This window comes from Cypionkella sp. (assembly GCF_034376685.1).
Taxonomy (GTDB): Bacteria; Pseudomonadota; Alphaproteobacteria; order Rhodobacterales; family Rhodobacteraceae; genus Cypionkella.
In genome coordinates, this window is record NZ_JAXMJJ010000012.1 from 62,029 (window position 1) to 81,632 (window position 19,604).

Annotated in this window: 13 protein-coding genes, 1 tRNA gene and 1 pseudogene; 4 read left to right on the forward strand and 11 right to left on the reverse strand. The window is 59.5% G+C overall.

Annotated elements, in window-relative coordinates; genetic code table 11:
• The first annotated feature begins 66 nt into the window (after positions 1 to 66).
• Entirely contained in the window at positions 67 to 2,031 is a 1,965-nt protein-coding gene (locus U1A24_RS03410) for a hypothetical protein (RefSeq protein ID WP_322320589.1), read from the forward strand.
• Between the two features lie 59 nt (positions 2,032 to 2,090).
• Here U1A24_RS03410 and U1A24_RS03415 read toward each other — a convergent pair.
• The 9 genes and pseudogenes from U1A24_RS03415 to rpoN form a co-directional block, all read right to left on the reverse strand.
• A pseudogene (locus tag U1A24_RS03415) lies at positions 2,091 to 2,741 on the reverse strand (recombinase family protein).
• Between the two features lie 344 nt (positions 2,742 to 3,085).
• The gene (gene hsdR / locus U1A24_RS03420; RefSeq protein WP_322320590.1) at positions 3,086 to 5,428 is read right to left on the reverse strand and encodes an EcoAI/FtnUII family type I restriction enzme subunit R; all 2,343 of its coding nucleotides are present in this window, start codon (positions 5,426 to 5,428) and stop codon (positions 3,086 to 3,088) included.
• Positions 5,429 to 5,448: 20 nt separating this feature from the next.
• Positions 5,449 to 6,153, reverse strand: a complete 705-nt coding sequence (locus U1A24_RS03425) for a hypothetical protein (RefSeq protein ID WP_322320591.1) — start codon at positions 6,151 to 6,153, stop codon at positions 5,449 to 5,451.
• A gap of 71 nt (positions 6,154 to 6,224) precedes the next feature.
• Positions 6,225 to 6,872, reverse strand: coding sequence for a hypothetical protein (locus U1A24_RS03430; RefSeq protein ID WP_322320592.1), 648 nt, complete (start codon positions 6,870 to 6,872; stop codon positions 6,225 to 6,227).
• On the reverse strand, positions 6,869 to 7,984 hold the full coding sequence (locus tag U1A24_RS03435; protein WP_322320593.1) for a restriction endonuclease subunit S: 1,116 nt from the start codon (positions 7,982 to 7,984) through the stop codon (positions 6,869 to 6,871). Before U1A24_RS03435 ends, U1A24_RS03430 begins: the two co-directional genes overlap by 4 nt.
• Positions 7,981 to 9,429: an N-6 DNA methylase gene (locus tag U1A24_RS03440; RefSeq protein ID WP_322320594.1), complete on the reverse strand. Its 1,449-nt coding sequence runs from the start codon at positions 9,427 to 9,429 to the stop codon at positions 7,981 to 7,983. Before U1A24_RS03440 ends, U1A24_RS03435 begins: the two co-directional genes overlap by 4 nt.
• 322 nt (positions 9,430 to 9,751) lie before the next feature.
• Positions 9,752 to 9,828 (reverse strand) — tRNA-Met (locus U1A24_RS03445).
• A gap of 162 nt (positions 9,829 to 9,990) precedes the next feature.
• Positions 9,991 to 12,015 carry a hydantoinase/oxoprolinase family protein gene (locus U1A24_RS03450; RefSeq protein ID WP_322320595.1) on the reverse strand — a complete coding sequence of 675 codons (2,025 nt, stop codon included), beginning with the start codon at positions 12,013 to 12,015 and terminating at the stop codon, positions 9,991 to 9,993.
• Between the two features lie 52 nt (positions 12,016 to 12,067).
• On the reverse strand, positions 12,068 to 13,399 hold the full coding sequence (gene rpoN / locus U1A24_RS03455; RefSeq protein ID WP_322320596.1) for an RNA polymerase factor sigma-54: 1,332 nt from the start codon (positions 13,397 to 13,399) through the stop codon (positions 12,068 to 12,070).
• Positions 13,400 to 13,486: 87 nt separating this feature from the next.
• Between rpoN and selD the strand changes: the two genes are divergently transcribed.
• Positions 13,487 to 15,715, forward strand: coding sequence for a selenide, water dikinase SelD (selD, locus tag U1A24_RS03460; RefSeq protein ID WP_322320597.1), 2,229 nt, complete (start codon positions 13,487 to 13,489; stop codon positions 15,713 to 15,715).
• 62 nt (positions 15,716 to 15,777) lie between these two features.
• Here selD and mnmH read toward each other — a convergent pair whose 3' ends face one another.
• Positions 15,778 to 16,821 (reverse strand): tRNA 2-selenouridine(34) synthase MnmH, encoded by a 1,044-nt coding sequence (mnmH, locus tag U1A24_RS03465; protein WP_322320598.1) that lies wholly within the window; start codon positions 16,819 to 16,821, stop codon positions 15,778 to 15,780.
• A 92-nt stretch (positions 16,822 to 16,913) separates the two neighbouring features.
• Here mnmH and U1A24_RS03470 point away from each other — a divergent pair, with 92 nt between their 5' ends.
• Positions 16,914 to 17,516, forward strand: coding sequence for a DUF1287 domain-containing protein (locus U1A24_RS03470; protein WP_322320599.1), 603 nt, complete (start codon positions 16,914 to 16,916; stop codon positions 17,514 to 17,516).
• Here the strand turns inward: U1A24_RS03470 and pth are convergent.
• The gene (gene pth, locus U1A24_RS03475; protein WP_322320600.1) at positions 17,513 to 18,196 is read right to left on the reverse strand and encodes an aminoacyl-tRNA hydrolase; all 684 of its coding nucleotides are present in this window, start codon (positions 18,194 to 18,196) and stop codon (positions 17,513 to 17,515) included. The two genes, U1A24_RS03470 and pth, sit on opposite strands and share 4 nt — an antisense overlap.
• A gap of 157 nt (positions 18,197 to 18,353) precedes the next feature.
• Here pth and U1A24_RS03480 point away from each other — a divergent pair, with 157 nt between their 5' ends.
• A complete protein-coding gene (locus tag U1A24_RS03480) occupies positions 18,354 to 19,472 on the forward strand; it encodes a glycosyltransferase family 2 protein (protein ID WP_322320601.1) in 1,119 nt (372 codons plus the stop codon).
• Positions 19,473 to 19,604 lie beyond the last annotated feature (132 nt).

Below are 19,604 nucleotides of genomic sequence, written 5' to 3' on the forward strand. Positions count from 1 at the left end.
CTATTACAGGCTTCTCTCGTTGGGTTTCTTTGTTTACGGTAGTCGGAACTACTGAAGGAGTGAGTTGTGGCGGAAACAGGCTGGCTATCAGACCCAATCGGCAGGATTAGTAATCTGTCCCTCGCTCCCTCTCCAAAGAATACGCTTCAGCCGATGTTTGAAGCGCTTATGAACTCCATACACGCCATTGAAGAAAGATTTGGAAGAGATCACCTTGCGTCAGGTATCATCGACATCGAGATAACCCAAAATGAAGCCGGGGGCTACACGGGTTTCATCGTCAGCGACAATGGGGCGGGTCTCAACACCGAAAATATGACTTCGTTTAGGAAGTCCGATTCGATGAAAAAGGTAAAGTTCGGTGGTAAGGGTGTTGGCAGGCTGCTCTGGCTAAAGGTAGCGGACAGGATAGAGATCACCAGTACGTTTGGACATGTCGATGGCCTACAATCTATCAGTTTCGACTTCATAGCGGACGCGACAACACCCATTGCCAATTTGGTAGAAGCCACAGCTTCGGGTGATGTTGGCACCGTAGTTCGGCTCACTCCGTTAAAAACGGCTTATTCCAACCATATCCCCGTGAAGCTGGAAACAATAGCGGTGAGAACCGTCGCTCACTTCATTAATTACTTTGTAAACATCGATTGCCCTAAAATTACTTTGTTCGATAACCAAAAGCGCATCGTGCTGTTCGACAAATTCGCTGAAGACGTCATTCGAGATGAAAAGTATCCGGTATTGACTATGGTAGACGGCGAGACGAGAGACCTATCGTTGAATTGTTTTTTGGTGCCAAGGAACTACTCTGATGATGAGAAGGGCACCAACGGTCTATTCTTCGGTGCCCACGGGCGCGCAGTCACGCGATATGATATGGATGGAGTCATTGGGCTTAAGGCTATTGAAGAAAAGTATGCCTTCTTTGGTTACTTGGAAGGACAGATACTCAATGACGCCGTGAACGATACTCGCACTGAGTTTTCCCTAAGTGAGGATACGATTGATGAACTTAAAAGGGAATGTATTAGCAAGATTCACGTTTTTCTAAAGGATGAGATTGCACGCGTCCGCGAACGTCAGCTTGAGACGATTATCGTCGTGCGAAACGAACACCTGAGATTCTACAATATTGCGAAGAACCCAGAGGAGATAGCCGAAAAACTTTCTCTCGGCACCCAAAAGGAAGAAGATATATTCGTTGAGATGTCACGACACTCTCTGAGGCAGTATAAGAAAGCACGTAGGGAGTTCAGCGAGGCCAAGAAAAAGGGACTTCCCGATATCGAGCAAAGGGCCAAGGAATATGTGGCGGAGCTTCAAGATGAATCCCTGTCGTCGTTGGCCGAATACGTCTACAAGAGGAAATTACTTCTAGATATATTTGAGGAGAAGATTGGTTTCGCCGATATCGAAACTGAGAAGGCTCACTACGAACGGGTAGTCCACGATTTAATATGTCCTCTGGGGTCCACCAAAAGCGATCTGAACTACGAAGACCACAATCTTTGGGTCATTGATGATCGATTGGCTTTCTATTCATACTTTAACTCCGACAAGCAATTAAAGGCACAGTCTCCTAGTACGGATATTCGTCGTCCAGACGTGACATTGTTTGATCTTGGCATGGGTTTTGACAAGGGCTCCTCGCAGGAACCAATAACAATTATTGAATTCAAGCGCCCGAAACGTAACGACTACACTATGGCGGACAACCCATTTACGCAGGTCCAAGATTATGTGAAAGAACTTCGCAAGGCAGGTGAGGCGTGTCGTTTCGATGGAAAAACTATACGTGTAATCGATTCTGATGCACCGTTTATGTGTCAGATCATCGCGGATGATACTCCCAGTCTTCGTGATGTTATGGACAGGCTCAATGGTTTCTATAAAAAGGCAGGATCAAAATCCTACTATCGCTGGGATAGTCACTTCAAAATATTTATGGAAGTGACATCATATTCCGACCTCATTTCGGGTGCCAAAGCTCGCCATGCGGCTTTCTTTGAAAAGCTGGGAATACAGTCTTAGGCGGGCTGGCAAGGGTGGAGATTAAAGGCCTGCTTTAACCGATACGCCCACCCGCACTGTCACGCCTTGGAATTTTCCGTCCACTTCACCAGTACGGCCTCCGCCCCCGGCAGATCATCCCGAAGCCGCTGCACGGTGGGCCGCGTCAAGCCTGTTGCCTTGGCGATAGCGGAAGCCCCGACACCCTGAGAAAGCATGTCTCGCATCATGTCGAGCTGTTCCCGTGAGTAGCTGGGCTTCCTGCCACGATACTTGCTGGGGTCTGCGGCTTTGTGATGGGCAATACCTGCCTTCTGTGCCTCTTTGGTGGCCTCAGCCTGAGCCTGTGCCGTTGCCGCCATGAAGCCTATCAGCGCGTCCCTCACTGCCATCTGCATTACGTCTTTCGTGGCCCCGTCAAAGGTTTGGTTGTTGATCACTGTTCGGATGATAACGCCGCGCTTCATAAGGGCCTTGATGGTATCGGTCACATCTTCATAGTTGCGGCCAAGGCGATCAACCCAACGCACGACAAGCGTGTCCCCGGCTCTGAGTAGATCAAACAACCGCTTGCCCTCGGTTCTCTCAGCAAGCCGGGTAGAAACCCCAGATACGCCATGATCGGTGACAACTAGGTCAATCTTGAACCCCGCCGCCTCTGCCTGCGTCTTCTGGTGATCACTGCTATGTTATAACGAGCTAACGCGGGCATAAAGGATGGTTTGGGACATTGGGCAATCTCCTGCCAGAAAGGGTTATGCCCACATAGATACATGCCAACAAAGCTATGTCAACCCTAGTGGGCACCCTTTCGGTCCCCTTTATGAATGCCCGCGAGGGCATACCCTGTGGGCGCTGTGCATGTCACAAGGACGCCCTGCCGAACAAAAGCTGTACGTGAGGGTATTGTGAAGGCCTCGCTGATTTGTCCCTCATGTCAGCACAGACGAAAGCGCGGGAAGATCGTTCACGGGCCGACGGGGGAGGTGGAGTTGCCTCATGTACTATCTGCGGGTCACGGAAATTTCCGACGAAATATTCCAGCGTCCATGGCCCTTGATGAATGGGAAGTCAGCTACTCAGCGTAGAGACCCGCCTGAATCAAATTGTAGGCGTCCCTAATCGTCTGCAATTCTCCAAGCTTGGCCCTGCCCTCGCTAACGCTGCCATATCTGGCTGTGAGAAATTGCCCTAGCTTCTTTCCGGCAAGTTCTGCCTCGCCTGCCGTCTCGTAGGCCTTAAGGATGCCCAGAAGGAGTTCCCTCATTTCCCCCACGAAATTACCCATGCCATCCTGCCTGACTGTCTCGGCGCGGTCGTGCCGGGTCTTGGGCGGGTTAGCGAAGAGAATGTAGTTTAGAACGTCGTAAAGGTCGCTCTTGGGGGCATCCACAAGCCTACGTATGTCGTCCAGCCTGTCGGGGTCGTAGCCATTATCGTCGAGCTGGGTGAGGAAGTGTTCGCGGTTGTCGGGGTTGCTCCAGATGGTGCGCAACTGGTCTTCGTCTGCGACCATGCCTGAAAGGTCACCGAACAGGCGCTGCAGGAAATCTGCGGCGGATATTGGTTTGCCGTCCGGTCCCCAATAGGTGGTCGTAGCGATGTACTGGATGGAACGAGCTTTACCGTCAGCCAGCTTGATCATGATCTTGGTCGAGGGTTCGTCTTCGCCGCCCTCACCGTCTTCACCACCGGGCAGCGGTGGTTCTGGTTCTGGACCGGGCTTGGGTGGCTCACCTGTTGGCGGGCGGGGCCTTGGTGGTGTCACCTCTTCGGGCGGGCCGTCCCATTCGGGGTCGTTGAAGTTCTCATGCGCCTTCACGAAATCCCATATGGTAAAGAAATCCTTGCCGTCATAGGTTCGGGTCCCCCGCCCGATGATCTGCTTGAACTCGATCATCGACCGCACGGGGCGCATCAGAACGATGTGACGCACGTTGCGGGCATCGACCCCGGTGGACAGCTTTTGCGATGTGGTCAGGATAGTCGGAACGGTCTTGTCGTTGTCCTGAAAGTCCCTCAGGTGTTGGTCTCCGATGGCCCCATCATTCGCCGTCACCCGATGGCAGTAGTTCGGGTCGGTGCTGACCTTGATCTGATTGATAATGTCGCGCACGCGTGCGGCGTGGTCTTGGGTGGCGCAGAAGATGATTGCTTTCTGCCGTTGGTCCACCTCTTCCATGAACTCCTGCACACGACTGCGTTCGCGTTCTTCGATGATCAGGCGAGTGTTAAAGTCAGACTCGGTGTATTTGCGATCTTCTTCAATCTCTCCGGCCAGAACAGTGTCGGTCGGGTCATAGACATATTCATCAATCGTGCTGGCCATCTGGCGCACCTTGAAAGGGGTCAGGAAGCCATCTTCGATCCCCTCTTTCAGAGCATAGGTGTACACCGGGTCGCCGAAATAGGCATAGGTGTCGGCGTTCACCGCGCGCTTGGGCGTAGCGGTCAGACCAAGTTGAACGGCAGGGGCGAACCAATTCAGCAATTCGCGCCATTGGCTTTCGTCATTCGCCCCGCCCCGGTGGCATTCGTCGATGATTATGAAATCGAAGAAGTCCGAGGGATAGGATTTGTAGATCGGCTCACCTTCCCCCGTCATGAAGGTCTGAAAGATCGTGAAAAACAGGCTGGCATTCTTCGGCACGCCGCCCTTCTTGCGCAACTCGCTAGGGTCGATGCGCGTGATGGCGTCCGAGGGGAAGGCGGAGAAAGCGTTGTAGGCTTGGTCAGCAAGAATATTGCGGTCAGCGAGGAACAGGATGCGGGGGCGACGGGTGGGTGTGCGGGTCAGGTTCCACTTCGCCTGAAACAACTTCCACGCGATCTGAAACGCAATAGAGGTTTTGCCCGTCCCGGTGGCCAACGTCAGCAGGATGCGGCTGCGTTCCATCGCCACGGCCTCCAGCGCCGCCGTGATGGCGTTGTGCTGGTAGTAGCGCAACTCCCACTTGCCGCCATCAGTTTCGAAGGGCACAACGCCGAACCGCAAGCGCCATTCATTGGGCAGCCCGAAGGTGCGCTGCCAAAGGTCTTCGGGGGTTGGGAAGGGAAGCGTGAACTGGCCCTCGGCCCCGGTGGCCATGTCGATCTGATACCAGCCAAGACCGTTGGAGGCATAGGCGAACCGTGCCCCCAGACGGGCCGCATAGTCCTTGGCTTGGCCCACCCCTTCCGCGTGAGAAATCCCCGCCCGCTTCGCCTCTAGCACGGCAAGTTTATGGCCGCGAAACTCCAGCACGATGTCGCAGGACAGACCCTTGCCGCGCCTGCCGCCTGACTGGATGCGACCGGGGCAGATTTGTTCGCGCTTGATCGCGGCCCCACCCGTGCCCCAGCCAGCCGCCATCAGCACCGGATCGATGCGGTTGGCGCGGGTGTCGGCTTCGGTTTCGGTTTCGGAGTTACTCACCATGACTGCCCCACCCGCTTATTTCACTTGTCCGAATAGCCCGCAGTGGTCCAGAACTCTCTGGCTTGGCTTACCTCTGGGCCATTCTTCCAACCGCTTCGCAGAAACTCCAGCGAATACCATTTACGGTCACACTCTTCATAAAACACCTGATTGAAGATGCTGCCTGTATGTGCGGCACGTTGGATTTCGTACACCTCGGAAAGAAGGGTCAGGAGGTGATTTAAGCTGAAAGGAACCTCAGCCAAAACGCCTTCGGGCAGCACGAATGGGCCTGTGGTGATCTTCACCTTGCGGCTGCTGTCTTCCGCGACGCTCAATCCACCTTCACTGTCCTTATGGCGTTTCTTGGGCTTAGGAGGAGGGGGGTCCGCAAGGGTGACCTCAAAGAATTGACTGTCAATCCGCGTCCGCGAGGTCAAATCCCAAACGACCTTGCCGCGCATTTCAGGGGATGGAACAAGGTGCCCCGAAAGTTTCTCCGTGAGGTCGTCCGGTGCGCTGATACTTAGGGCAATGCGAAGGCGCGCCCCCACGGGCAGGAACTGTGCGTTAACGGGTACTGGCCGGGGTTTTCCCCATCCTAGTGTTTTGTGGCCACTCTGCGAGATTTCGAAGGTTGCCATCGTGCCGGGTTTTACGGTCAATGGCGTGCCGTCATCCGTCACCCAACGGCCATCATGGAACCACGCTGGAATTCGGGCGAACAGGTCAACTTCTTCAGCCATGGGTATACTCCACCGGGTTGATACGGTTGGCGCGGGGGTCCACTTCGGTTTCATCTTTACGAATCAAGGATTTAATCCAATGCCTGATTGGGGAAATTCAACTTACGCCCCGCCTCAAGATTGCGAACCATGTTATCCACACCGATCTCGATAAATTCAGCCAAGTGGAATGAAAATCTTCCTCCTGAGAGCCCTCGTTCATGTGCTCCAACTATAGAAATCAGTGTATTTGTCACTCTTTCTACATCCTGCGCGGATAGAGGATAATCTGAGTAAATTTGGTCCCCGTTATCAAGGTATCGTTTGTCTCTGTGAGCGAAGAACTTGTCGCGACGCCCCCTAATTGCCTTAATCACATGCTCGTGTTCAACCAGCGCGTCGGCCTGTTTCCGAAGTACGCTTTCATCTAGCGGCTTGCCCTCCGCCCAACTGATTTGCCGCCGGTTGGTAAGACAAAAGCGGATGAACTTTCCAATACTGTAGCCGTCCTCTTCGAAGAATTTCGCCAAAGTTAAGTGCAAATCTTGTTCAAGTGACTTGATGAGAAGAATGAGCAGCGGCTCAATCTTCCAAAGCCTATCGCCTAGTTCGCTGTGCTTCCCTAAGAAACTTTGATACATTTGCAGCTTGCAAACCAAACCATCCTGATCGGTTCCGTGGAGAAGCTGCGCATATTTCGAAAGTCTGCGTTCGTAATTCTCTTGTGTGGTTTCATTCATGTCAGTTCCCCCGCGAAAGCTTTTTCGAGGAAGGATTGGCGGAGGGCGTCGATTTTTTCAAGCTTAGCTCTCGCCAACTTCTCAAGGTCCGCAGTCGCTAACTGGGCGGCATCAATTCGCGATGCACTTTCCTGCTGCGCCGCCATCGGTGGAAGCGCAAAGGCATACCTAAACATGTGGTCGCGATTTACCTTCGGCATCCCCGCACGGTCCGACCCGCTGATTGCGTACTCAGTAAAGTCATGCCCGAGCAACAAGTGAAAAAGATAGTCCCGGTCGAGACGACCTGCCTTGGGTGTCAGTGGATACACGTCCGCGCTGCATAAGCCACTGAAGTCTGGGCGGGCAGCTTTCCTCAGATAGGGACGAATCTTGCTGTATAGGACGGTGTTTTCGTCAAAGGTGTATTTGCCAGAGATAAGTTTTTCCTCTCGCGCAGTCTTGACGTCCACGAGTAAATCGGACCCCGTCACCATATTGCCAGCCCCAAGGTGCAACATGTCGGCGAAGGTTTCTTCTCTCGGATCAACCAAACTCGAAGCAATCACCGTAACGTCGTCAAGGGTTACAGTGGCGCTGTCGCCCCCATCATAGCGCAGGGCGTCCGCTTTGATGCTCTCAAACAACTCCCGAGTATTGCGGAGGTTGGATTGGGCGTGGGCGCGGGCACGGGCCAGACCCTCAAAGGCCTCGTCCAGAACCGCAACGATCAGTTGTTGTTCTTCGAGGGGTGGGAGGGGGATTGTCAGCCCGTAAACGTCATTTCTGTTAATGCCCGGCTTAACACCTCTCGCCATGCTGGGAAGGTTTAAGGTCCTCATGGCATAGTGAAGGAAGTCGAAGTCAAGTTTCGTCTGATCATGTGTCGTGAAGTAGGTCACGTCGGAGGGCCAAAATGGGCCGTCCACGCGCGTAATCTCACCAGCAGAACCTTTTCGCCCAACGACCAGCGAAGGTCCAGTCGTCAAATGCCGATCTGACCAGTCCATGACGCCGTTCGCGCCGTACACAGGCACTGCTCCATCAGCGTTTCGCTCATTTTGCGCCAATGACTTGCCGTAGTTCAATGTCACTACTTCACTGACACCAACCTCTTTCCACCCCGCCTTCACAGCATTCCCCTGATGCTTTCCAGAATCTCCGCCGTCTCGGCATCGCGGGCCAGCATGTCGGCGATGATCACCTCGGGTGACCGCAAGGCAGCCGCTTCGGGGGCGTTCGGGTTCTTAACCGACAAATCCAAGGTGTCCGCGTCAAGGCTTCCCCTCGCGATGCGCCAGCTTTTCGGTCCCTCGGTAAAGCCCTTCTGCAGAGTCACGAACTCGGCCAGATCATCGTCGTTCAGCGGGTTGGTCTTGCCCATGTTGCGACCGGGGTCGAGTTGGTAAAACCAGATGTCCCGCGTCGGTGCGCCCTTTTCAAAGAACAGCACTACGGTTTTCACTCCGGCCCCCTGAAAGGTGCCCTGAGGGCAATCGAGGATGGTGTGCAGGGTGCAGGCCGTCAGCAACTCGCGCCGCAGCGCCACGCTGGCGTTGTCGGTGTTGGATAGGAAGGTGTTCTTGATCACCACCGCCGCGCGGCCTCCCGCCCGCAGCTTGCGGATGAAGTGCTGCAGGAAGAGGTAAGCCGTCTCTCCGGTACGGATGGGGAAGTTCTGCTGCACCTCGCGCCGTTCGCCGCCACCGAAGGGCGGGTTGGCGAGGATGATGTCGTGACGGTCTTTCTCCTGAATATCCATCACGTTTTCATTCAGTGAGTTGGTGTGCAGAATGTTTGGGGCCTCAATGCCGTGCAGCACCATGTTCATGATGCCGATGATGTAGGCGAGGGATTTCTTTTCCTGCCCGAAGAAGGTCTTGGTCTGCAGGGTTTGGAATTCCGAGGCGGTCAGATCATCGCGGCGCATGTAGTCGTAAGCCTCGCACAGGAAGCCTGCGGAGCCTACCGCGCCGTCATAGATGGTTTCGCCAATCTTGGGGGCGGTAACTTTGATCATGGCGCGGATAAGCGGGCGTGGGGTGTAGTATTCGCCACCGTTGCGGCCTGCGTTGCCCATGCGGCGGATGCGGGTTTCGTAAAGCTGCGAAAGTTCGTGGCGCTCGGCTTGCGTGTTGAAGGACAGGCTGTCCACCACCTCCAGCACGTCGCGGAGAATGTAGCCGGAACGGAACTTGTTGCGCAGTTCGGTGAAAATCTCGCCGATCTTGTAGTGGATGGTCTTGGCGCTTGTAGCTGACTGACGGAAGGTGGCGAGGTAGGGGAACAGCTTCTGGTCCACGAACGTTATCAGGTCTTCGCCGATCATCGCCGCATTATGGTCAAACGCGCCGTTGACCTTAGGGGCAGCCCAACGGTCCCAGCGAAAGGGCCCGTCGATGATGGGCGTATAAGTTTCGCCATCCAGTTCTGCCCGGTCGCGGCGTTCCGTCTCTAGGTCATGCAGGTACTTGAGGAACTGAACCCACGAAATCTGTTCGACGTAATCCAGTTCGTTCGCGATGCCGTCTTCGTTGCGGAGTTCGCGTTCGATGCTGTTGAAGGCGTTTTCGTACATAAAATCCAACCTGTTGCTCGGCTTGCAGTTATCCACCTTGTGCCCAGCAGAGCAAGCAGGATGGTGCGGCTGAAAGGGATTGCACTGTCAGAAATCAACAGCCTGAGGCATGGCTAAGAGGGCAATGAAGTCACGCTATCGTTCTGCCAGCTTGGGATAGGAGTAAGTGCGGCGCTATTGGGCGGGGACGCGCGGGCCTCGAACTTCCGTAGAGAGGCTGGGGGGTTGGTAGGAATAGTTGGTAGGAATGAATTGCCAACCACTCCCCAGAACCTCCGTAAGCACCTGAATATTCAGGAAAATTACGGCAACTGTAAAAGAGTGGTGGCGAGAGAGAGACTTGAACTCTCGACCCCACGATTATGAGTCGTGTGCTCTAACCAACTGAGCTACCTCGCCACTGGCGCGGTGAGTAGTTTGGGGGGCGGGGGGCGTCAAGGGGTATTCTGCACCATTGCGCTTGATTTCAACAGTGCAGCGGCGGATTGGGTCGCAAGACTTGGCGCGGGCCAAAACCGTCTTACCGAAAAGACGTCCCCGCCACGCCCCGCGAAATTCCGCTTAGATCGCAGCCTCTTCCGGCACCGCATGCGCCACCCGAGGCCGCCCCGAAGCGGTGACAGAAATCGTCGCCTCGACAAACATCGGCTGGCCTTCGACCGAAGCAGAGCGCAGATCGCGCGCGGTGGTGATGCGCAAATCTTCCGCCCCCGCATGTTTGGCACGGCGCACCGCTTCCAGCGTCAGCGCCGCTTCGGTTGCCTGCATCGCGGTTTCCGGGTCGGCGAAGGTCTGCAAGCCTTCCGGCAAATGCGCGGTAAAGCGGCCCACGCCGGGGCTGGTCACAATCGCGGTGGCGCGCTGGCTGACCTGGCCGACCACAGCCCCGATGGCATTGGCGACGCCTGCATGTTCCGGCAGGATCATCTCGCAGCCCAACCGCTTGCCCACCGCGCCGTAGTAATAGGGGGCTGAGGCACCAAGCCCGATCACCGGGACGCCCAGCCGCGCGGTGAACTCGATCACCCCACGATGCCGCCCCAAAGCCGCGCGCGTCAAAGCGTGCCGCGCCAGCACTTCCGGGCTTTCGCCTGCAAAACCGGGGTCTTCATCAAACGCCGCTTCCAACAGGCATTCGACCGTCTGCGTGGTCAACTGATCCACAATGCCCTGCGCCAAGGCCGCTGCATCGGTCGAGAACCGCTCGCCCGAGCCATTGCGCCGCCGCCCCAGCAACTCCACCGCCTTCGCCGCCGCAAGGCCGTCCCAAGCCTCCAGCCCGCCCAGAACATGGGATGCATCCGAGGGCGTCACCCCGGCCATCATCACGAGGCCCCGTGCCACCAACCGCTCCAGTGCTGCAATCTCCAGCCGGGTCGTCAGCACCTGCGCCATTGGCATCGGCTGCGTGATCCGCTCCAGCACCGTCAATTCGCGCGGGGAAAGCCCCCCGGTCTGCCCCGCCATCGGCACCACAAACCGCCCGTCCATCTCGCCCGCCTTGTCCGACGACAATGCCTTGTCCAGCGCACCATGCACCATCGCGCCATGCTCGGAGGCCAGCAGCGACACCGGGATCAGCCGGCGTGGGCCAAGCCGCATCCCGCCCGTCAGGCCCTCGGTGATCAAATGCACTTCCGAGTCGCCGCCCAAACCGCTAGTCCGCATCGCCACAGCTTCAACCATGGTGCGGAAGCCCCCGACCCGCGCGCCTTGCGGATCAATCTCGGGCAAGCCATCGCGCAGCAGCGCCACATCGGTGGTGGTGCCGCCAATATCCGACACCAGCGCATCCTTCGCCCCAGTCAGCCAGCGCGCGCCGACAATCGACGCCGCAGGCCCCGACAGGATCGTCTCAATCGGACGCTCGCGCACCATTGCGGCTGAGATCAGCGCACCATCGCCGCGCACCACCATCAACGGGGCGGTGATGCCAATTTCCGCCAGATGCCGCTCGCACGCCGCTACAAGCCGATCAATCATCCCGATCAGCCGGGCATTCAGCACCGCCGTCAACGCCCGCTTCGGCCCGTTCAGCTGCGCTGACAGCTCATGCGAGCAGGTCACGGGCCGCCCCGTCACCGCGCGGATCAGATCGCGGATGGCAATTTCATGCGCCGGATTGCGGGTAGCAAAACGCGCGGCGACAGCAAATCCCATTACCTGCGGACCAAGATCGCGCAACTGCGCCTCAAGCGCCGCCAAATCCAACGCAGCCACCTGCACGCCGGCATGGCTGTGCCCGCCCGCGATCTTCACCACCGGATCGCCCTTCAACGCCTCGATCAGCCCGCCGCGTTCCAGATCGCCCTCGTCAAAGCCGACGAAGATCAGCGCCACCCGGCCACCTTGGCCTTCCACCAAAGCATTGGTTGCCAAGGTCGTCGAAAGCGACACCAAGGCCACATCCTGCGCCGCTACCCCCGATTGCGCCAAAGCCGCATCCACTGCGCGGCCAATCCCCAAGGCCAAATCCGCCCGCGTGGTCAGCGATTTCGCCTTGCCGATCACCAGATCAGCCGCCTCATCGACGATCACCGCATCGGTGTAAGTGCCACCGGTATCCACGCCCAGAAAATGCGCCATCTGACTTCCCGCTTGATTTCCGCCCAAGCGATAGCGGGCGCGCAGGCCGAAGTCAGCCCTCTGCGCGACCTTTTCGGCCCATTCGCGGCAAAACCGGCTTGCGCTTGCGCCGCCCCGCCACCGGAATCCCCTCGGCCTCCCGATATTTTGCCACCGTGCGCCGCGCGATGGTCACCCCGGTGTCAATCGCCAAGGCCATCGCCAAAGCCTCATCCGAGAGCGGGCGCGCGGGGTTTTCCGCCGCCACCAGCCGCGCCAGCCTGCCCCGCATCGCCGCCCCCGAGATCAGCGGCTGGCCGTTGCCACCCAAAGCCGGGCTGAACATCTGCCGCAGCCACCATGTGCCGCGCGGGCTATCGAGGCTCGCCCCCGACACCACCCGGCTGATCGTGCTTTCGTGAAACCCCAATGCCTCGGCCAGATCGGCCATCGTCATCGGGGCCAACCCGATCGGCCCCTGCCGGATCGCCTCTTGTTGACGCAGCAAAATCTCGCGACCGACCAACAGCAGGGTGGCATTGCGCGCCTCGACCATCCGTTCCAGCGCCTTGGCCTGCGTCAGGCCCTCAGCCGATCCCGCTGCGGATCGCTCCACCCGCAGCGTCGGCAGAGCCGAGCGGTTCAGCGCAATGCTCCACCCCGTCGCCGTCGCCTTCACCACCAGATCAGGCTCGCGCGATTGCGCCGCCGAGATGCTGGCAAATTCCGCCCCCGGCTTGGGATTCATCGCCCGGATCACCCGAAACCGCTGCAAAACTGCGGCTTCCGAGATATTGCAGGCGCGGGCCAGCCGCGCCAGATCGCCTGCGGCCAACAAATCCAGATGCGCCAGCACCGCAACCATCTCTTTATCCAACGCCTCCGCTTCAATCGCCTGCAACCGCAGACATTCCGCCAGATTGCGCGCGAAAAGTCCTGTTGGTTCAAACTGTTGCAAGCGGTGCAGCACGGCTTCGACCTCTGCCAAAGTCGCGCGTGTCTCGGCCACCACAAGGCTCAACTCTGCGCCCAGCCAACCCGAAGGCTCCAGAACCTCGGCCAGCGCCACCGCAATCTTCTGATCCTTTGGCGCCAGTTTCAGCCGATCAATCTCACCCATCACATGCGCCATCAGGCTGGGGCTGGTATCCGCCGTCTCGGCCGCAAGCCCCAGACCACCGCCGCCCGTCACCAACACCCCAGACCAACGCGGCAACCAATCCTGCAAGCTGGGCTGCGGCGGCGGGTCCAGCCGCAGATGCGGGTTCTGCGCCGCCTGTTCCTCCAGATAGCGCGTCAATCCCGCCGCATCGGTGCGCAATATCGCAATCGAGGCTTGCAGGCTGGTGTTCAGCTCAAGCCGCTGGGTTTGGGTCAGGCCAAGGCGCTGTTGGGGTGATCTCATGGTGCAACGCTAGCCGTCCCCGCCGCGCCGCGCAACCACAGCCAGCCCCAAGCCCGCTGCACCTGCCATCGCCCCATCCGCGAAAGCATGGTGTTTCCGGTCGCACAGGGCTACCAAGTTCCGCAAGCAACCGAGAGCGCCATGCAAGCCGATTTCCCCGCCAACTTCCCCATTGTCAAAGATCTGGTGCTGGTCGGCGGCGGACACGCCCATGCGCTTGTGATGCGCATGTGGGCGATGAAGCCACTGTCCGGCGTGCGCCTGACCCTGATAAACCCCGACCCCGCCGCGCCCTACACCGGGATGCTGCCCGGCTTGATTGCGGGCCATTATACCCGCGATGAGATCATGATTGACCTCGTGCGCCTTGCGCGCTTTGCGGGCGCCCGACTGATCCTCGACCGCGTGACGGGGCTGGATCGCGAAACCCGCCGCCTGCATCTCGCCGATCGCCCGCCCCTCGGCTATGATCTGTGCAGCATCGACATCGGCATCACCTCTGACCTGCCAGACCTGCCCGGTTTCACCCAGTACGCCCATGCCGCCAAACCCTTGGGTGATTTCGCGACCCAGTGGCAGGCCTTTGTCGCCCGCACCCTGCCCGCGCCGCAGGTCACTGTGATCGGCGCAGGCGTCGGCGGAGTTGAGTTGGCGCTTGCCTGCAAACATCGCCTGCCCGGCGCCAAAGTCACGCTGCTCGAACAAGGCCCCACCGCCCTGCCCGGCCTTGGGCGCGGGGCCCGCAATGCCCTGCTGGCCCACCTTGCCCGCGCCGACATCACCCTGCTCACCGATGCCAAACCCACGGCCATCACACCAGATGCCGTCACCCTCACCAATGGCACACAGCTGCAATCGGATTTCACCCTTTCGGTCGTGGGCAGCCGCCCCCACGCGTGGCTTGGTGAAACCGGGCTCAGCTTGCACAACGGTTTTCTCACCGTTTCCGACAGCCTGCAAACCTCCGATCCCGCGATCTTCGCCGCCGGAGACTGCGCCCATCTTGGCTTCGCGCCACGCCCGAAAGCCGGCGTTTACGCCGTCCGCGCCGCGCCCATCCTGCTGCACAACCTGCGCGCCGCTTTGCTGGAACAGCCGCTCAAAGCCTTCAAACCGCAGCGTGACTATCTCAAACTGATCTCCACCGGCCACAAAGCCGCTGTGGCCGACAAATGGGGCCTGCCGTTGGATGGCGCATGGCTGTGGCGCTGGAAAGATCGCATCGACCGGAAATTCATGGCGAAATTCGCCAGCTATCCTCCGATGCATCAGCCCTTACCCAATCCCGCCATTCCCGGCCTGCGCGACCTCATCGATGACAAACCACTGTGCGGCGGCTGCGGTGCGAAACTCGGCGCATCCGACCTTGCCACCGCCCTTGTCGCCCTGCCAAAACCGCAACGCGCCGAGGTCATCTCCGGCCCCGGCGACGATGCCGCCATCCTGCGCGTCCCCGGTGGCGTGCAAGTCATCACCACCGACCATCTGCGCAGCCTTACCAACGATCCCCGCCTGATGGCCCGCATCGCTGCCGTCCACGCTTTGGGCGACATTTGGGCAATGGGAGCCGCGCCGCAAATCGCCCTCGCGCAGATCACTTTGCCCCGGCTTTCCCCCGAAAAAGCCGCCACAATGCTGGCCGAAATCATGGCCGAGGCGGCAGAGGTGTTCCGCACCGCCGGTGCCGATATCGTCGGTGGTCACACCGCGATCGGCCCCGAGCTCACCATCGGCTTCACCGTCACCGGTCTTGCCCAGCGCGCCATCACCAAATCCGGCGCAAAGCCTGGCGACAGGCTGATCCTCACCAAACCCATCGGTTCCGGCACCATCATGGCCGCTGAAATGGCTATGGCCCAAATCCCCGGCCTGATCCTTGGCGAAGCGGTCGCGGTCGCCCTGCACCAGATGAGCCAACCCAACGGCCCCGTCGCAGCCATCCTCGCGCCCCATGCCCATGCAATGACCGACGTGACAGGCTTCGGCCTCGCAGGCCACTTGCTGGAAATCCTCGACGCCTCAAACACCGCCGCCCTGTTGCACAGCGACGCAATCCCAACCCTGCCCGGAGCGCTCGCTCTGGCCGCTGCGGGTCAAGCCTCCAGCCTTGCCCCGGCCAACCGCGCAGCCACTATAGGCCGCATCACTGGCCCCGAGACCGCGCTGAAAGCCCTACTCTATGATCCGCAAACTGCCGGGGGCTTGCTTGCAGCCGTCCCGCCCGACATCGCCGAAACTCTGCTGAGCTCCATCCCCGGTGCCGTCCTCATTGGCGAAATCACCGCAGGCCCGCCCCGAATAACCCTCGCAGACTAACCTTGCGCCAAGCGGTTTCATCTTGGCGAAAATACTCCCCGCAGAGCGTTCCGCCGGTTCCGCTAGATCACCGCCCGAACCGCCTGCGCCACCTGATCCGCCAACCGCCCCAGATCATCCAAGCCCTGCGCCCCAATCTCGACAAACCGCGCCTGCATCCGCGCCCGGTGCTTGTCATAACGCGGGTCATAGTGATGCTGCATCAGCCCTGCCGCCAAATCCACAAAGGCCCCCGCCCCGGCCATCGCCTGCCAGGCCTCAATCCGCTCGGCAGCATGAAAGGGCCGCAACTGCTCGATCACCCGCACCAGCCGCGCGCCATCCGCCGCCATGTCGCCGTATGCGCGCAGTAAATATTCTGCCCGCGCCGCCACATCCGCTGCAATCGCCACCCTTGGCGCCGCGACCATCGCCTTCCAGATCCCCGGCGGCAAACGGCAGTCGCCCACCTTCGAGCTTTCGGCCTCAATCACCACCGGCCTTGACGGGTCCAGCCGCGAGATCGCCATCGCCAAAGCGCAGTCAAACGCCTTCTGCGACGGTTGCGCCCCGACATGACCAAACACCGAACCGCGATGCCGCGCCAGACCCTCAAGATCCAAAACCTGCACCCCGCGCGCGGGCAGCAGGTTCAGCACTTCGGTCTTGGCCGATCCGGTATTGCCGTCCAGCACCACCACCGGGCAGGGAAACGGCGCATCATACAGCGCCTGCACCACCAAGGCCCGCCACGCCTTATAGCCGCCCGCAATCGTCTCCACCCGCCAGCCAACCTGGCCCAGGATCAGTGCAAAAGACCCCGAGCGTTGTCCGCCCCGCCAGCAATAAACCAAAGGCCGCCAGCCCCCCGGTTTATCCGCCAACGGCCCTTGCAAATGCTTGGCCACATTCTGCGCCACCAGCGCCGCACCGACTTTGCGCGCGGTGAACGGGCTGACCTGCTTGTAAATTGTGCCCACCTGCGCCCGCTCGGCATCGTCCAGCACGGGCAAAGAAATCGCCCCCGGCAGATGATCCTCGGCATATTCGGCAGGGGCGCGGGCGTCGATGATGTCATCAAAGCCGTGCGCGGCAAGGTCGGCCAATGAGGTCAGGGTGATCGCCATAGCCCTGCATAGCCGATCCCCGGCTTGGCGGAAAGGTGCCGGACCGCAAAGCTGTGCTGGCGGCTCACAGCGGGCTTTGGCTACATCCTGCCATGCGTAGCCTCCTGTTCTCCCTGCTGTTCGCCCTGCCTGCCGCCGCCCAAGAGGCCCCGGCCTTGATCAGGGCCGCCCGTGCGCAAGTCGGCGTCACCACGATCTACGACCCCAGCTATCAAAGCCTTGCTTTCCCCGGTGGCGATGTGGACCCCGCCCACGGCGTTTGCACCGATGTGATCATCCGCGCCCTGCGCACCGCTTGGGGTGTCGATCTGCAACTGGCCGTGAACCGCGACATGAAAGCGCATTTCTCGGCCTACCCCAAGCAATGGGGCCTCAAGACCACCGACCGCAACATCGACCACCGCCGCGTGCCCAACCTGCAAACCCTGTTCACCCGGATCGGCGCAGACCTGCCCGTCAGCCGCGACCCTGCCGACTACCACCCCGGCGATGTGGTGACGTGGATGCTGCCCGGCAACCTGCCGCATATCGGTCTTATCTCGGATGCCCGCAGCGATGATGGCACCCGCCCGCAAGTCCTGCACAACATCGGGGCCGGAGCGCAGGAAGAGGATCGTTTGTTCGACTTTCCCATCACTGGCCATTACCGCCTGAACCCCGAGGCGGTGGCAGAATTGATCGAGCTGGGACGTTAGCGGAAGAAGTCCTTCAACCTCGCCATCGGGCTGATCTCAACCGCAGGTTCGGCTTTCACCGCTGCAACAGGCGCTGGTTTCACAGGCTTCTCGACACTCGCCGACGATCTTGGCGGGGCCACCCGCAAGGCCACCGCATTCATGAACCGCGCGCCGTCACCTTCGGCCAAGGCTTGCGCGCCGTCCGAGATGCCGCGCAGAAGATCGTCGAGCCAGTCCTGATCGGCCTTGGCGAAATCATGCAGGACATAGGCCGCCACCGCATCCTTGTGGCCGGGGTGGCCGATGCCAAGGCGGACCCGGCCGTAGGCTTCGCCGAGATGGGCGTGGATCGAGCGCAGCCCGTTGTGGCCTGCATGACCGCCGCCTTGTTTGACGCGGCACTTGCCGGGGGCGAGGTCTAGCTCGTCGTGAAACACGGTGATGTCGGCGAGGTCGATCTTGAAGAAATCCACCGCCGCGCGCACTGATTGGCCGGAGAGGTTCATGAAGGTTTCGGGCTTCAGCAGGACAACCTTTTCCGACCCCAGCCGCCCCTCGGATACCAGCCCCTGATAGCCGCGCCGCCACGGCGAAAAGCTGTGATCTTCGGCGATCCGGTCCACGGCCATGAAGCCGATATTGTGGCGGTTGCCTGCGTATTTCGCGCCGGGGTTGCCGAGGCCTACAAAGAGTTTCATCAGATCCGCCCGGTTTGCCGCTTGCCTGCTATAAATGCCCTGCTGCGCGCGGGGATGCAAGCCGGGGCGGGTGGTCCCAACTCGGGACCATTTTTAAGTGTTTTATATCAATGGTATAGTATAGGAACTTTAAGGAATTCTTAATCTTTGACCGCATATGCCCGCCAGTCCCCCGCTTGACTTGCCCCAAGCCGCACTTCAGCTTAGGGCCAAAGGCCAACCCGGTCGGCCCAACAAGAAAGACAAGACAGGCGTGCGGATTACAGCTTTAGCCTCGATGCGGAATGAGGGACCATTCATCGTGGAATGGCTGTGCTGGTATCGCATGCTGGGCTTTACCGATGCGGTGGTGGTCACCAACAACTGCACTGACCATTCGCCGCAACTGCTGGACGCGCTGCAAGCGGCGGGCCTTGTGCATCACATCCGCCATGACGTAGCCCCCGGCCAGCGCATCACCCGCGCCAAGCTGAACGCGGCGGCGAGCCACAAGGCGGTGCGGCGCTGCAACTGGCTGATGATCTGCGATGTCGACGAGTTTCTGGTGATCCATCGCGGCGAAGGGCTGATCGGCGATCTGATTGATCTGTCGACAACCGAGCCCGCCTATCTGGGCATGTCGCTGAATTGGCGGGTGTTTGGCACCTCGGGGCGGAAAAGCTTTGAGGACCGCCCGGTGCACCGCCAGTTCACCCATGCCCATGAGGCAACGCATCGTTCCTCGCGGTTTGTGAAGTCGATCTTCCGGCAGGTGAAATTCTTCAGCCATCTGGGCGAGCACAGCCCGCGCGGCTTTGACTATGACCGTGCGGCGCAGCGGCGTGGCAAAGAGGGCGGCATCTGGGTCAATGCCGAGGGCGTAAAGCTGCCCCGCTGGGCCCCGCTGAAAACCCATCTGACGGTGATGCCGGAAGCGCTGGTCAGCCATGACGTCGCGCAGATCAACCATTACATGCTGCGCTCGGAAGAAACCTACAGCCTGAAACACGGCACCAAATCGCCAGTGGCGCTGGGAGACCGCTACCGCGCCAGATACTTCAAAACCGCCAATGGCGGGCGGGCGGTGGATCTGTCGGCGTTCCGCTATGCGGCGCGGTTTGAGGCGCTGCATGAACAGGTGATGGCGCTGCCCGATGTGGCAAGGCTGCACGCTTTGTGCTGTGCCGATCATGTGCGCGCGATTGCCGAGAAGGCTGGTAGGCGGGCAGAGGATGACCCGCGATATGCGGCGTTTCTGGCGCAGGCGGGGGAGTTGGATCCACCAGCGCAGAAATAGACCCGAACCGAAAGAAAACTCTGCGGGGCAGAGTTTTCCGGTTCATTGCTCATAAGGCGGAACGCCGTTGAGCAAGGGGGTTTGTCCCGCAAACCGCACTAGGTAATCTGGCCGCGCCTGCCTGGGCTGGCG

Bases quoted from the DNA above. Each gene is read 5' to 3' on its own strand.
- hsdR (WP_322320590.1), bottom strand. From the start codon at position 5,428: ATGGTGAGTAACTCCGAAACCGAAACCGAAGCCGACACCCGCGCCAAC.
- U1A24_RS03425 (WP_322320591.1), bottom strand. From the start codon at position 6,153: ATGGCTGAAGAAGTTGACCTGTTCGCCCGAATTCCAGCGTGGTTCCAT.
- U1A24_RS03430 (WP_322320592.1), bottom strand. From the start codon at position 6,872: ATGAATGAAACCACACAAGAGAATTACGAACGCAGACTTTCGAAATAT.
- U1A24_RS03440 (WP_322320594.1), bottom strand. From the start codon at position 9,429: ATGTACGAAAACGCCTTCAACAGCATCGAACGCGAACTCCGCAACGAA.
- U1A24_RS03450 (WP_322320595.1), bottom strand. From the start codon at position 12,015: ATGGCGCATTTTCTGGGCGTGGATACCGGTGGCACTTACACCGATGCG.
- rpoN (WP_322320596.1), bottom strand. From the start codon at position 13,399: ATGAGATCACCCCAACAGCGCCTTGGCCTGACCCAAACCCAGCGGCTT.
- selD (WP_322320597.1), top strand. From the start codon at position 13,487: ATGGTGTTTCCGGTCGCACAGGGCTACCAAGTTCCGCAAGCAACCGAG.
- mnmH (WP_322320598.1), bottom strand. From the start codon at position 16,821: ATGGCGATCACCCTGACCTCATTGGCCGACCTTGCCGCGCACGGCTTT.
- U1A24_RS03470 (WP_322320599.1), top strand. From the start codon at position 16,914: ATGCGTAGCCTCCTGTTCTCCCTGCTGTTCGCCCTGCCTGCCGCCGCC.
- pth (WP_322320600.1), bottom strand. From the start codon at position 18,196: ATGAAACTCTTTGTAGGCCTCGGCAACCCCGGCGCGAAATACGCAGGC.
- U1A24_RS03480 (WP_322320601.1), top strand. From the start codon at position 18,354: ATGCCCGCCAGTCCCCCGCTTGACTTGCCCCAAGCCGCACTTCAGCTT.